Source organism: Roseovarius sp. MBR-78 (genome assembly GCF_040547535.1).
Classification (GTDB): domain Bacteria; phylum Pseudomonadota; class Alphaproteobacteria; order Rhodobacterales; family Rhodobacteraceae; genus Roseovarius.
Map to the genome: position 1 here is coordinate 77,103 of NZ_JBEPPX010000010.1, position 13,570 is coordinate 90,672.

Here is a 13,570-nt window from a genome sequence, read left to right on the forward strand (position 1 = left end):
TCTCAAGAAAGTCGCTTGTCCAGACGGGCCTCTTCATAGAGTGGTTTTTCGTAGTCCTCCAATATCCAGGGCCTTGGCGAAACAAACCGCGCTGCCCGCCCCCCCGGCACCTCGCACTCATGACGGATCGGGCCCGCCAAGACGATGGGCATACGCATGAAAGCGTGCATTTTTACGAGTCGTTTGTAGCAAGTTTGTGTCCTGAAGGGCACCGGCCCTATTGCCACCCCGCCAATGGCGATGCGGCGCAGGTCGGGCGTGCCCAAAACGACAGGCGCGCGCGTTATGACGCAAGGGCGATCCCACCATGGCGCTATACCCATCCGCCCCGCGACATCAGGCCCAGCGCCTCAAGCTGTCGCCAACCGGAAAGCCGGGTAGAGCGCGCGCACCACAGATCGGGATCGGCGGTCAGCGCATCGTAATACGCATCGTAAAGCGTGCTGTTGGCAAAATGCTCCTGCCGGTGCTTTTCTTCGCCCGCGCGATCCACCACGGTGGCGAGGAATTTCGAATGCAGCAGCACGCCCGAGGTCAGCTCGCCGCCCGCGCTGTCATAGACATGGTTAAGATGACGCGGCAGCAGGTTGTGGGTCGAGCTGGTATAGGCATAGCGCCAGTGCCATTTCACCAGCGGCACCTTGCCCATGGTCGGCGCGCGGCGCGGATCAGCGGCAAAGAACATCCGCGCGCGCGGGCCGCCCTGGATCCATAGATTCTGTAAATCGTGCTTGCGCCGCATCGAATAATTCCCGGCATCAAACCAGCACAGTGCCTCGAACGGATCGCCGCCTTGCGGGACGGGCTGCGCCGAGAGCCGCCCCTTGGGATACATATCGAGCATCAGCGCCCCGAAAGACGCGCGGCCCTGTTGCTCCAGCCAGTCGCAGAGCGCCGGAAGGGGCCGGGTTTCGTGATAGGGATAGACCAGGCATTCATCGGCATCGAGCGTCAGACACCAATGCCCGTGCCCGTGCCGAATCATCAGCCAGGTGAGCCAGTCCATGCCAAAGCGCGCGCGCTTGTAGCTCTGCGCCGTGGTCCATAGCGAAACATCGGGTTGCGCGGCAAGGTGCGCGCGGGTGCCATCGGTGCTGTCGTTCTCGACGATCAGGAAATGATCCACGCCAAGGCGGCGGTGATGGTCGAGGAAATGCCCCACCCGCTGCGCCTCGTTGCGCATGGTGGCAAAGCACAGGATCGCGCCCGGCGCGATGGTGCCGGTGCGGTCGGCCACGGCGTGCAACTGCCGCCGCTTGGCCACGGCGCGCACCAAAAGCCTGCGCCGCCGCCAGCGCAGCTTGTAGGCCAGTGCCAGATCGCCAATCTTTGCGCGCGCCATCCGCTGCCCTCTTGCCACCGGGCGCAGCGTCGGTGCTACGCGTCGTAATGTCCAGCGCGGTGCCAGCGCCAGGCATCGCCGATCATCTCGCGAAGCGTCGAGCGCGCGGGCACCCAGCCAAGCTCGGCCCCGGCGCGGGTAGAGCCAGAGACCAGCCGCGTGCAATCGCCCGCCCGCCGCGCGCCCTCGACCACCGGCACCGGGGCACCGGTCACCGCCTCGGCCGCGTCGATCACCTCGCGCACAGAAAACCCGGTGCCGGAGCCAAGGTTGAACACGCGGCTGTCATGCCCCGCCTCAAGCCAGCGCAAGCCGAGGATATGCGCCTCTACCAGGTCCATGACATGCACATAATCGCGGATGCAGGTGCCGTCGGGTGTCTTGTAATCGGTGCCAAAGATGGTGAGCGCATCGCGCCGCCCCGCGACGGCATCGAGCACCAGCGGCACAAGATGCGTCTCGGGCTGGTGAAACTCGCCCACCTCGGCCTCGGGGTCGGCACCGGCGACGTTGAAATAGCGGAAAATGACATGGCGCAGCCCGTGCGCCACCTCGAAATCGCGCAGCATGTCCTCGATCGCGCGTTTCGACGCGCCATAGGCATTGATCGGCACCTGCGCGCAACCCTCGTCGAGCAGCACGTTATCGTGGTCGCCATAGGTGGCGCAGGTCGAGGAAAACACGAGATCGAGACAGCCTGCCGCCACCGCCGCCTCCATCAGGCAGAGCGATCCGGCGACGTTGTTGTGCCAGTAAAGCCCCGGCGCGCGAATGCTTTCGCCAACCTGGCTCAACGCGGCGAAATGCATCACCGCGCTGGGCTGCCATGCGGCAAAGACCTGATCGAGCCGCGCGCGATCGGTCAGATCGCCCTCCTCGAACGGGCCAAAGCGGACCGCATCGCGCCAGCCAGTGCTCAGATTGTCATAGCTGACCGGCGTATATCCCGCCGCGCGGAGCACCTTGCAGGCATGGCTGCCGATATAGCCCGCGCCGCCGGTGACGAGAATGTTGCTCACGGAGACGCCCCCGGCCTATTGCGCAGCCTTGTCTGCATGGACCACGTCGGTGATGTAGTTCAACAGGTCGTCGCGCAGGTCGTCACGCGCGAGCGCAAAGGCCACGGTCGCCTGAAGGAACCCGGCCTTGGAACCGCAATCGAAACGGTGCCCCTTGAAGCGAAAACCATAGACCTCCTCGCCATCCTCGCGCGCGGCATCAATGGCATCGGTGAGCTGGATCTCGCCCCCCGCGCCGGTCTGTTTCTTGTTCAGCTTCTGCAACACCGTCGGCGTCAGGATATAGCGCCCGATCACGGCAAGGTTTGACGGCGCGGTGCCCGGCTCGGGCTTTTCCACCATGCCCTTGGTCGAGACGATGCTGCCCATGTCTTCTTTCACATCGAGGATACCATAGGATTTCGTCATCGCGTCGGGCACTTCCATCGCGGCGACCATGTTGCCGCCGGTCTCGTCAAAGGCCTCGACCATCTGTTGCAAACAGGGTTTTTCGGCGGCGATCACGTCATCGGGCAGGATCACGGCAAACGGCTCGTTGGCGATGAAGCGGCGCGCGCACCACACCGCATGACCAAGGCCCAGCGGCTTGTGCTGTCGCATATAGGCGATCTCGCCCGAATCCATATTGGTGGATTTGAGGATTTCGAGCAGCTCATCCTTGCCCTTGCGGCGCAATTCCTGCTCAAGCTGCGGGGCGTTGTCGAAATAATCCTCCAGCGCACTTTTGCCGCGCGAGGTGACGAAGATGAATTCCTTGATCCCAGCCGCGCGCGCCTCGTCGATGGCGTATTGCACCAGCGGGCGGTCGACCAGCGTCATGATTTCCTTGGGCACCGATTTCGTTGCCGGAAGAAACCGCGTGCCAAGACCCGCCACCGGAAAAATCGCCTTGGTTACTCGTTTACGCATGAACTGCTCCTCAATCGCTTTTTGTCAGCATAATACATCGCTGACGCCTAATTTGTATTAAGTTAAGGAGCAACTGTGAAAATTCTTTGTCAGGCGATGCATCAGGCACACGGCCCGAGGGCCAGCGGCATGTGCCGGTTCACATCCTTGTAGAGCAGATAGCGAAACGGCCCCGGCCCGCCAGCATAGCAGGCCTGCGGGCAGAACGCGCGCAGCCACATGAAATCGCCCGCCTCCACCTCGACCCAGTCGCGGTTGAGCCGGTAGACCGCCTTGCCCTCGAGCACGTAAAGCCCGTGCTCCATCACATGCGTTTCCTCGAACGGGATCACGCCACCGGGCTGAAAGGTGACGATGGTCACATGCATGTCGTGGCGCAGGTCGTCAGGATCGACAAACCGCGTCGTCGCCCAGACACCGCCGGTATCGGGCATCTCCACAGGCGCGATCTCGCGCTCGTTCAGCACCACGGGCGACGGCGCATCCAGCCCCTCGACGGGCACATAGCGCTTGCGGAACCAGTGAAAGCGCAGCGGCGCCTCGCCCATATTGCGCAGACGCCAATCGGAACCGGGCGGGATATAGGCATAGCCGCCGGGTGCCAGATCATGGGCTTTTCCGCCAAGATAGAGCCGCATTTCGCCCTCGAGCACGAAAAGCACCGCCTGCGCGCCCGGCTCTGTCTCGGGGCGGTCGCTGCCGCCACCGGGGGCGATTTCGGCGAGATATTGCGAGAATGTCTCTGCAAAGCCCGACATCGGCCGCGCCAGCACCCAGAACCGCGCGCCCTCCCAGAACGGCAGAAGGCTTGCCACGATATCGCTCAGGCAACCGCCGGGAATGACGGCATAGGCCTCGGTAAAGACCGCGCGCCCGGTCAGCAGCCGGGTCTGCGGCGGCAGCCCGCCCTTGGGCGCGTGGTAGGGCCGCTCAGGCAATCCCCATCTCCTGCATCATCGCCTCAAGGCGCGGCACGTCCTCGGGGTTGTTCAACTCCCAGAACTGCCGCCCGCGCGCCTCGACCTCGACACAGAGGACCGCGCGCCCGTTTTCCAGGAACCGAAGCTGTTCCAGCCCTTCCAGCCCTTCCAGCGGCCCCGCCTCAAGGCCCGGACAGGCCGCGAGCGCCTGCGCGCGATAGGCATAGACGCCGACATGGTGAAATACCGGCGTGGCATCGCCGTCGGAATAGCGCGCAGAGGTGTAGGGAATCACCTCCTTGGAGAAATAGAGCGCGTGGCGGTGGCGGTCGAAAACGGCGGTGGTGCCGCCCACGCGCCCCGCCGCGCGATCCTCGAGAAAGCCATTGAGCGCGCGCCCGTCGCAGCGCAAGACCGGCGTCGCCACCTCGGCCGCTGCATCCGCGCGCAGCCCCGTGATGAGATCCGAAACGAACCACGGCGGGGTCAGCGGCGCATCGCCCTGAAGGTTGACGACGATTTCATACCCCCCGCCCAGCGCGGCATGTGCCTCGGCGCAGCGCTCGGTGCCGTTGGCACAATTCGTCGATGTCATCACCACCTCGGCCCCGAATCCCTCTGCGGCGTCGCGGATGCGGTCATCGTCGGTGGCCACCACCACGCGATCCACGCCCGAAATCTCGCAGGCCGCGCGCCACGACCGCTCTATCAGCGTGCGCGCCGCGCCCCCCGCGCCCCGGAGCGGCACCAGGGGCTTGCCGGGATAGCGGGTCGAGGCATAGCGCGCGGGGATGACGATAAGGACCGACATGGCCTAGCCTTTCCTGAGATCGACGCCCGGCGCGCAGGCGATGAAGAACGGGTTTTCAAAGCCGGGCTTGCCATAGGCCAGCGGCGCGAGCGTGTCGAAATCGAGCACATGCCCGCCCGCACCCGCCAGCACGGCATGGCCTGCGGCGGTGTCCCATTCCATCGTGCGGCCAAGGCGCGGATAAAGATCGGCCTCGCCCGAGGCCACGAGACAGAACTTGAGCGACGATCCCGCGCTCGTCATGTCGCGCACGTCATAGCGCGAGATGTAATCGTCGGTGGCCTGATCGCGATGCGATTTGGACGCCACCACCATCAGCGCCGCGTTGTCGGGCCGTGACACGCGCAGCGGGGTTTGCCGCCCCGGCACTTCGGGGTCGAACGGGCCTGTCTCCTCGACCGCGCTGCCATCGGGCAGGGTATAGAACATGCGACCGCGCGCGGGGGCATAGACGATCCCGCGCACCGGGGTGCCCTCATCGACCCAGGCGATGTTGACGGTGAAATCGCCACGCCGGTTGATGAATTCCTTGGTCCCGTCCAGCGGATCGACGATGAGAAAGCTGCGCGCGCTCTGCCCGTGCGAGGCGGCCTGCTCCTCGGTGACCAGCGCGACATCGGGAAACGCCGCCCGCAGCCCCGCCGAGATGAGCGCATCCGCGGCCTCGTCGGCCTCGGTCACGGGGCTGTCGTCGGATTTCAGCTTTACCTCGAAATCCGGCCCCTCGTAGATCTCCATGATGCGATCCCCGGCCACAAGCGCCAGCCGCCGCATTTCCGATATCAGCCGTTCATGCTCCAAATCGTCATTCCCTTGCCTGTTTTGCGCCACTTTACCGCGCTAGGAGATGGTTCTGTCAGACCCCCTTATGATATGCTCGAGGCGGTTCGGCAAGGAACCGGGCGCGCAGATCGCGCAGTCAGATCGCCGCAAACGAGGCAAAACCGAATGTTCAAGACCGTCCGGCCCAAGTCTTCGCTACACTCGGCGGTGGTCATCCTCGAACTGATCTACCACGCCACCGTGCGCAGCATCCGCCAACAGCACGGCAACGCGATCGTGGCGCTCGGGCTCAACATCCTGACCGTGGTCATCATGGTCCTCGCCTTCTACCTGTTCTTCAGCGTTCTCGGCCTCAAGGCGGCCAAGATACGCGGCGATTTCCTGTTGTTCATGATGTCGGGAATTTTCATCTACATCACCCATATCAAGGCGATGGGCGCGGTCGCCGGATCCGAGGGGCCGGCCTCTCCGATGATGCAGCACGCGCCGATGAACACGGCGATCACGATTTCCTCGGCGGCGCTCGGGGCGCTTTATATCCAGACGCTGTCGCTTCTCATCGTGCTGTTCGTCTATCATGTCATGTTTACCCCGATCACCATCTATCAGCCGATTTATTCCTACGGCATGGTGCTTTTGGGCTGGTTCACCGGGGTCGGGGCCGGACTTGTGATGCTCGCGCTCAAGCCGTGGTTTCCGACATTCGTGACGCTCTTCACCTCGATCTACCAGCGGGCCAACATGATCGCCTCGGGCAAGATGTTCGTGGTCAACATGCTGCCGCCCAAGATGTATTACATGTTCGCCTGGAACCCGCTGTTTCACAACATCGACCAGGCGCGCGGATTCGTCTTCATCAACTACTTCCCGCACAAGACATCGCTGATGTATCCGATCTATGTCGGGATCGTTCTCGTGGCACTCGGGCTGATCGGCGAGTTCTACACCCGCAGGCACGCTTCGCTGTCGTGGAGCGCGCGGCGCTGAGGCCTTGGCGATGGTGACAATTAAACCGAATTGGCCGAAAAGCGCGGGCAGCTATGCTTGCAGGGGTGATGGACCCTGCCTATATAGCGCTCGAAACGCGGGGCAGGCCACCGGCCTTCCCGCTTCACAAAACCGGGGCCCGATGCCGAAACGGGTCGGAGCTCCGCCACATCGCCTGACTGGAAAGGGATCGAAAACATGGCCAAAGTGATTGGTATAGACCTCGGAACCACCAATAGCTGCGTCGCGATCATGGATGGCAGCCAGCCCCGCGTGATCGAGAATTCGGAAGGGGCACGCACCACCCCCTCCATCGTCGCCTTCACCGAGAGCGAGCGCCTTGTCGGCCAGCCCGCCAAGCGGCAGGCCGTGACCAACCCGGAAAACACCATCTTTGGCGTCAAGCGCCTGATCGGGCGTCGTGCCGACGATGCCGATCTCGCCAAGGACAAGAAGAACATGCCGTTTGCCGTCATCGACGGCGGCAATGGCGATGCCTGGGTCAAGGCGCGCGACGAGAAATATTCGCCCAGCCAGATTTCCGCCTTCATCCTCGGCAAGATGAAGGAAACCGCCGAGAGCTATCTCGGCGAAGAGGTGACGCAGGCCGTCATCACCGTGCCCGCCTATTTCAACGACGCCCAGCGCCAGGCCACCAAGGACGCAGGCAAGATCGCCGGCCTTGAAGTGCTGCGCATCATCAACGAGCCGACGGCGGCCGCGCTTGCCTATGGTCTGGACAAGGAAAACACCCACACCATCGCGGTCTATGACCTTGGCGGCGGCACGTTCGACGTGACCATTCTCGAGATTGACGATGGCCTCTTCGAGGTGAAATCCACCAACGGGGATACCTTCCTCGGCGGTGAGGATTTCGACATGCGGATCGTCAACTACCTCGCCAGCGAGTTCCAGAAAGAGCATGGCGTTGACCTGACGCAAGACAAGATGGCGCTGCAACGCCTGAAAGAAGCCGCAGAGAAGGCCAAGATCGAGCTCAGCTCCAGCAGCCAGACCGAGATCAACCAGCCGTTCATCTCGATGGGTTCCAACGGGCAGCCGCTGCACATGGTGGTCAAGCTGACGCGCGCCAAGCTTGAAAGCCTGGTAGGCGATCTCATCACCGCCTCGCTCAAGCCGTGCAAGGCCGCGCTCAAGGATGCCGGGATCTCGGCCTCCGAGGTGGATGAGGTGGTGCTTGTCGGCGGCATGACGCGGATGCCGAAGGTGATCGAGGAAGTGACCAAGTTCTTTGGCCGCGAGCCGCACAAGGGCGTCAACCCCGATGAGGTGGTCGCCATGGGTGCCGCCATTCAGGCCGGCGTGCTGCAAGGCGATGTCAAGGACGTGGTCCTGCTCGACGTGACACCGCTGTCGCTCGGGATCGAAACGCTCGGCGGGGTGTTCACGCGCCTCATCGACCGCAACACCACCATTCCCACCAACAAGTCGCAGATCTTCTCGACCGCCGAGGACAACCAGTCCGCGGTGACGATCCGCGTCTTCCAGGGCGAGCGCGAGATGGCCGCCGACAACAAGATGCTCGGCCAGTTCAACCTTGAAAACATCCCCCCCGCGCCGCGCGGGATGCCGCAGATCGAGGTGACTTTCGATATCGACGCCAACGGCATCGTCTCGGTTTCGGCCAAGGACAAGGGCACCAACAAGGAGCAAAAGATCACCATCCAGGCCTCGGGCGGCCTCACGGATGAGGATATCGAGCGCATGGTGCGCGAGGCCGAGGAAAACGCCGAGGGTGACAAGGCCCGCCGCGAGCTTGTCGAGGCCCGCAACCAGGCTGAAAGCATCGTCAACTCGACCGAGAAATCGCTCGAAGAGCATGGCGACAAGGTCGATCCGACCACCGTCGAGGCGATCGAATTGGCGGTTGCCGCGCTCAAGGACGATCTCGCCAAGGATGACGTGACCGCCGACAAGATCAAGGCCGGTATCCAGAACGTCGCCGAGGCCTCTATGAAGCTTGGCGAGGCCATCTACAAGGCCACGCAGGACGAGGGTGATGATGGCGTCAACCCCGCCGATGCCGGCCCCGGAGAGGATGACATCGTCGATGCCGATTTCGAGGATATCGACGACGACAAGCGCCGCTGAGGCCGATGCCTTGTGCCGGGGCCGATACACGGCCCCGGCCCGCGCTTGAAGGAGATCCCAGATGGCCAAACGCGACTATTACGAGGTGCTCGGCCTGTCCAAGGGGGCCTCGGCAGACGAGATAAAGCGCGCCTATCGCCAGAAGGCGAAAGAGCTGCACCCCGACCGCAACAAGGACAGCGCCGATTCCGAGCGCCAGTTCAAGGAAGCGGGCGAGGCCTATGACGTGCTCAAGGACCCCGAGAAAAAGGCTGCCTATGATCGCTTTGGTCATGCCGCCTTTGACGGGAGCATGGGCAACGGGGCCGGGCCACGCCCCGGTGGTGGCTTTGGCGGCGGGCAGGGGCAGGGCGATTTCGCTTCGGCCTTCTCGGACGTGTTCGACGACCTCTTTGGCGATTTCATGGGCGGCCAGCGCGGCGGCGGGCGGCAACGCGCGGCGCGCGGGGCGGACCTGCGCTATAACCTGCGCGTGACGCTCGAAGAGGCCTATGCCGGACTTCAGAAGACCATCAAGGTCACCAGCGCCGCCACCTGCGAGGCCTGCGACGGATCGGGGGCCGAAGGCGGCGCGCAACCCAGCACCTGCCCGACCTGCTCGGGCATGGGCAAGGTGCGTGCGCAACAGGGCTTTTTCACGGTCGAACGCTCCTGCCCCACCTGCGGCGGGCTTGGCCAGATCGTCAAGAACCCGTGCAAATCCTGCCAGGGCCAGGGCCGCGTGCCCAAGGAACGCGCGCTGAGCGTCAATATCCCCGCAGGCGTCGAGACCGGCACCCGCATCCGCCTTTCGGGTGAGGGCGAGGCGGGGATGCGCGGCGGCCCGGCGGGCGATCTCTATATCTTCATCGAGGTGGCCCCGCACGAGATTTTCGAGCGCGAAGAAAGCAACCTCTTCTGCCGCGTTCCGGTCTCGATGACCCGCGCGGCCCTTGGCGGCGATATCGAGGTGCCCACGATCGACGGCGGGCGCTCGCGCGTCAAGATCCCCGGCGGCTCGCAATCGGGGCGTCAGATGCGCCTGCGTGGCAAGGGGATGCCGGCGCTGCGCGGTGGCGGGCGGGGCGACATGATGATCGAGCTTGCGGTCGAAACCCCGGTCAACCTCACCACCCGCCAGAAAGAGTTGCTGCGCGAATTCGAGGAGATGAGCGAGGACAACAACCCCGAGAGCAAGAGCTTCTTCTCCTCGGTCAAGGATTTCTGGGATTCGATGAAAAGCTGACGGCAGGCGTGCCGACGTTAAGCCTTTGGTAACGCGGGCGCGCGATGCTGCGGGACATGCACACGCCCGCCGCCTTTAACGATGCCAGCCTGCCGCTCTTTGCCGCGGCCCCCGCGCCTGTCGCGCGCACCCGCACTGCCGCGCCGCAGCCCTCCTATATCCGCGATCACCGCCGCCGCCTGCGCGAACGGTTTCTCAACGGCGGCGCGGCGGCGATACCGGATTACGAGATGCTCGAGCTTGTGCTTTTTCGCGCCATCCCCCGCCGCGATGTCAAACCCATGGCCCATGCCCTTCTGGCGCGATTCGGCGATTTCGCCGGGGTGATCTCCGCCCCGTCCGGGCAACTCTGCGAGGTCGCGGGCGTGGGCGATTCTGTCGTCACCGAGTTGCGCATCGTCGAGGCCGCCGCCCACCGGCTCGCGCAGGCCCGCGTGATCGGGCGGCCCGCGATCTCATCCTGGGCTGCGCTGATCGCCTATTGCCGCACCAGCATGGCTCATCGCGCAACCGAACAGTTCCGCGTCTTCTATCTCGACCGCAAGAACATGCTCATCGCCGACGAGGAGAGTGCGCGCGGCACCGTCGATCACGTCCCGGTCTATCCCCGCGAGGTGGTCAAGCGCGCGCTGCTCCTCGATGCCAGCGCGCTCATCCTCGTGCACAACCACCCCTCCGGCGATCCCACCCCCTCGCAGGCAGATATCACCATGACCGCCGAGGTGCAGCGCGCGGCCGAGGCGCTTGGCCTCGTGCTCCACGACCATGTCATCATCGGAAAATCCGCCGAGGTGAGCTTTCGCGCCGACGGCTATCTCTGAGCGCTCAGCGCACCCAGACCTCGACCCGCCGATTCACCCGACGGCCCCAGGCGGTGTCGTCGCAGGCCATCGGCATCGCCTCGCCAAAGGCATCCACCGACATCGCCACCCGGTCGAGCCGCGCGGTCTCGGCCATCGCCACCACCGCGTCACGCACCGTCTTTGCGCGGCGAAGCGCAATCTCGCGGTTGGCCCGCGCCGCCCCCTCGCCATCTGAAAACCCGACAAAGACGATCTGCCGATTATCGTAAAGCCCCTGTTGCAGCGAATCGGCCAGCCGTTCGACATTGGCGCGCGACTGCACGTCAAGCCGGGCCGAACCGGTCTCGAACCGAAAACTTGTCGTCAACCGCCGCAGCGGGGCCAACAGCCCAACCATGCGTTTGAGCTCGTCAAGCCCGGTCTCGGGCTCGGCCCGCGCGATGGCATTGGCAAACCGGTCGCCCTGCCGGGCAATGCCGATCTCCTCAGGGGCCTGATCGACAAAACCCGCCCGCCGGATGACAAGCTGCGCCGAGGGATCGTCGAGATAGGCGATGAAATCGCGTATCAGCTTGGGCAGGCGGCGGGCGGGGAGGTAGAGAAGCAGCGGCGCGGTCAGCGGGTAATCCTCGGTCTTGACCGTCCGTCGATCCGCCCGCAGCGCAAAACCGCACGGCCCGGTCAGGGCCAGTTCCCACGCCTCGCCCTGTTCCGAACGCAGCGTGAGTCCGAATGCAAAGGGATTGGCCGCCACCGCACGCGCCAGCCCGGCCCCGTCGCGATGCGCTCTGATCGCGGTTGTCAATTCGCTCGCATCCACGCGCACGACCTGATCGGCGGTAGCCTGGCCTATGCCCGTCTCCGGGGCCCACAAATGCACGTCAATCGGCGCATCGGGGCCGCCCAATGCGGCCCAATTCGCGATCTTGCCGGTCAGGATGGCCGACAGGTCGCGCAGGCTCAGGCTCTGCACCGGGTTGGCCGGGGCCACGATCGGCACCAGCGCGTCGAGCGCCAGAACCCGCATCCGCGCCGGGGCGGCGAGATCGCCCAGACCGGCCTCGCGCGCGCGGGCCAGTTCCCCGGCACGCGCCTCGCGCAGGCTCATAGAGATATCCGCCTCGCCGGTGAGCAGGTCGGCCAAGCCTTCGTCCGAGCTGGTCAGCCGGAACCGAAACTCGCCAAGCAGCGTTTTTTCAGCGTTTTTCGCATGAAGAGTCACCCGAAGATCATCGCCGTCACGCGTGCCATCGTGGCGCGCAAGAACGTATCCATCTCGTATGGCAAAGGCCTCGAGCAGCGATGGCACAAGCACGCGCCCGATGATCGGCGCGCCAGAAAACACCGCGTGCGCGACGAAAGCCTCGAGATCGGGACATCCCGGTCCCTCGCAGGTCACGCCCGAGCCGTCGATGGTCAACTCGCCATAGATGGTATCGACGCGGTAGAACTCGCCGTCAAAGCCCAGCAGGTCTCCGGCGATTTCGACCGCGCCGTCATGTGACCGCAGCAGCACATCTTGCGCCGCAAGCGGCGCGAACCCCGCCAAGATGAGCAACGCAGCGAGGCCAGCCGCACGCAGTCCCGCCATGTTTCGATCCCTGAATTGCCGCGCGTCAGTTTTGCGCGATATTCAGGTCATTGAACAGGTTTTTCAACACCAGAAACTCGCCCACCGCCGCGCAATCGGGCATCGGGAGAACCAGATCGCTCACCTCCAGCGCCGCATCCTCGCCCCCGGTGGAAATGCCCTGGGCCTCAAGATCGCGGCCGCAGTTATCCTTGGTCACCTCGGCCTCGAGCCGCAGCGCCACCGTGCCGTCGCGCGTCGCGCCCGCTGTGGGGAAGGTGTAGATTTCCGCGCGCAGGGCCGGGGCGGGCGCGTCATCGCCAAGGCGCATGACAAAGCCCTCGGCCTCGTCATGGCCAGACCTGGACCAGACATGGCCGGGCTGGCCGAAATCGGCACCGTATTCAAAGGCATGAAGCCGCAGGCTCTGCGCATCGCCGCGCCATTGCACCACGTAGCGGTCGTAAAGCGGCAGATCGTCGACCTGCGCCGTTGCAAGCGCACCCTTTCCATCCTCGAAGGCGAGGATGAACACCGCCGATTGGCTTAGCGCGGGCACATCTATACGCGCGCGCCCGTCCGAATCGGTCAGCACCGTAACCATCATTCCATAATGATGCAGCGTGGCTCGCGCGTTCGGGCGGCAAGTGGCCTCGATGTCGAGACGCACGATGGCGGCGTCGCGCGGCGAGGCGGTCATTTCCGCCTCGCAGGAAAAGGACGGCGCGCGCTCCTCCGACGGGAGATCGCCGGACAACGGCACATCGCGGGCGACGGCGCGGATCACGCGCGCATCGGGCAGCGGCACCGCATCGGGCAGGACCGGCAGCGCCGGGGCCGATGCCAGCTCGATTGCCGATATCTTTACGGGGGGCTCTGCGCGCGGTGCCGCGCTCTGCTGCGGTGGCGTGGTGGCCCCCGCTTTCATTATGAATGCCGCCCCGAGCGCGCATACAAGAATGCCGCCGGCGATGATGTAACGCTTAATCTGGGCCATACCGCCCTCCAAACCTCGACCACGTCAAGGCTAGGGGATAGCCGTTAAAAAAGGCCTCACAGTGTCAGGAAAGCGGGATCATTCGGGCCGCT

12 protein-coding genes are annotated in these 13,570 nt (G+C 64.5%); 4 read left to right on the plus strand and 8 right to left on the minus strand.

The window, feature by feature from the left end:
- Positions 1–313 precede the first annotated feature (313 nt).
- The 6 genes from ABIE58_RS10230 to cysQ form a co-directional block, all read right to left on the minus strand.
- On the minus strand, positions 314–1,342 hold the full coding sequence (locus ABIE58_RS10230; protein ID WP_354544607.1) for a glycosyltransferase family 2 protein: 1,029 nt from the start codon (positions 1,340–1,342) through the stop codon (positions 314–316).
- Positions 1,343–1,377: 35 nt separating this feature from the next.
- Complete coding sequence (gene galE, locus ABIE58_RS10235) at positions 1,378–2,361, minus strand: UDP-glucose 4-epimerase GalE (protein WP_354544608.1); 984 nt, start codon at positions 2,359–2,361, stop codon at positions 1,378–1,380.
- Positions 2,362–2,376: 15 nt separating this feature from the next.
- Positions 2,377–3,270, minus strand: coding sequence for a UTP--glucose-1-phosphate uridylyltransferase GalU (gene galU, locus ABIE58_RS10240; RefSeq protein ID WP_354544609.1), 894 nt, complete (start codon positions 3,268–3,270; stop codon positions 2,377–2,379).
- A gap of 101 nt (positions 3,271–3,371) precedes the next feature.
- On the minus strand, positions 3,372–4,208 hold the full coding sequence (locus ABIE58_RS10245; RefSeq protein WP_354544610.1) for a bifunctional allantoicase/(S)-ureidoglycine aminohydrolase: 837 nt from the start codon (positions 4,206–4,208) through the stop codon (positions 3,372–3,374).
- Positions 4,201–5,001: a 3-deoxy-manno-octulosonate cytidylyltransferase gene (locus ABIE58_RS10250; RefSeq protein WP_354544611.1), complete on the minus strand. Its 801-nt coding sequence runs from the start codon at positions 4,999–5,001 to the stop codon at positions 4,201–4,203. The genes ABIE58_RS10245 and ABIE58_RS10250 overlap by 8 nt, the downstream gene beginning before the upstream one ends.
- A gap of 3 nt (positions 5,002–5,004) precedes the next feature.
- Positions 5,005–5,775 carry a 3'(2'),5'-bisphosphate nucleotidase CysQ gene (gene cysQ / locus ABIE58_RS10255; protein ID WP_502950084.1) on the minus strand — a complete coding sequence of 257 codons (771 nt, stop codon included), beginning with the start codon at positions 5,773–5,775 and terminating at the stop codon, positions 5,005–5,007.
- Between the two features lie 174 nt (positions 5,776–5,949).
- Here cysQ and ABIE58_RS10260 point away from each other — a divergent pair, with 174 nt between their 5' ends.
- The 4 genes from ABIE58_RS10260 to radC all read left to right on the plus strand — a co-directional run bounded on the left by ABIE58_RS10260 (position 5,950) and on the right by radC (position 10,929).
- Positions 5,950–6,771 carry an ABC transporter permease gene (locus ABIE58_RS10260; protein WP_354544613.1) on the plus strand — a complete coding sequence of 274 codons (822 nt, stop codon included), beginning with the start codon at positions 5,950–5,952 and terminating at the stop codon, positions 6,769–6,771.
- Between the two features lie 198 nt (positions 6,772–6,969).
- Positions 6,970–8,883, plus strand: a complete 1,914-nt coding sequence (gene dnaK, locus ABIE58_RS10265) for a molecular chaperone DnaK (RefSeq protein WP_354544614.1) — start codon at positions 6,970–6,972, stop codon at positions 8,881–8,883.
- Positions 8,884–8,944: 61 nt separating this feature from the next.
- The gene (dnaJ, locus tag ABIE58_RS10270; protein WP_354544615.1) at positions 8,945–10,108 is read left to right on the plus strand and encodes a molecular chaperone DnaJ; all 1,164 of its coding nucleotides are present in this window, start codon (positions 8,945–8,947) and stop codon (positions 10,106–10,108) included.
- 56 nt (positions 10,109–10,164) lie between these two features.
- Positions 10,165–10,929: a RadC family protein gene (gene radC / locus ABIE58_RS10275; RefSeq protein ID WP_502950085.1), complete on the plus strand. Its 765-nt coding sequence runs from the start codon at positions 10,165–10,167 to the stop codon at positions 10,927–10,929.
- Between the two features lie 4 nt (positions 10,930–10,933).
- On the opposite strand, the gene ABIE58_RS10280 is transcribed toward radC, so the two are convergent.
- Entirely contained in the window at positions 10,934–12,502 is a 1,569-nt protein-coding gene (locus tag ABIE58_RS10280; protein ID WP_354544617.1) for a substrate-binding domain-containing protein, read from the minus strand.
- A gap of 25 nt (positions 12,503–12,527) precedes the next feature.
- Positions 12,528–13,478: a hypothetical protein gene (locus ABIE58_RS10285; protein ID WP_354544618.1), complete on the minus strand. Its 951-nt coding sequence runs from the start codon at positions 13,476–13,478 to the stop codon at positions 12,528–12,530.
- Between the last annotated feature and the right edge of the window lie 92 nt (positions 13,479–13,570).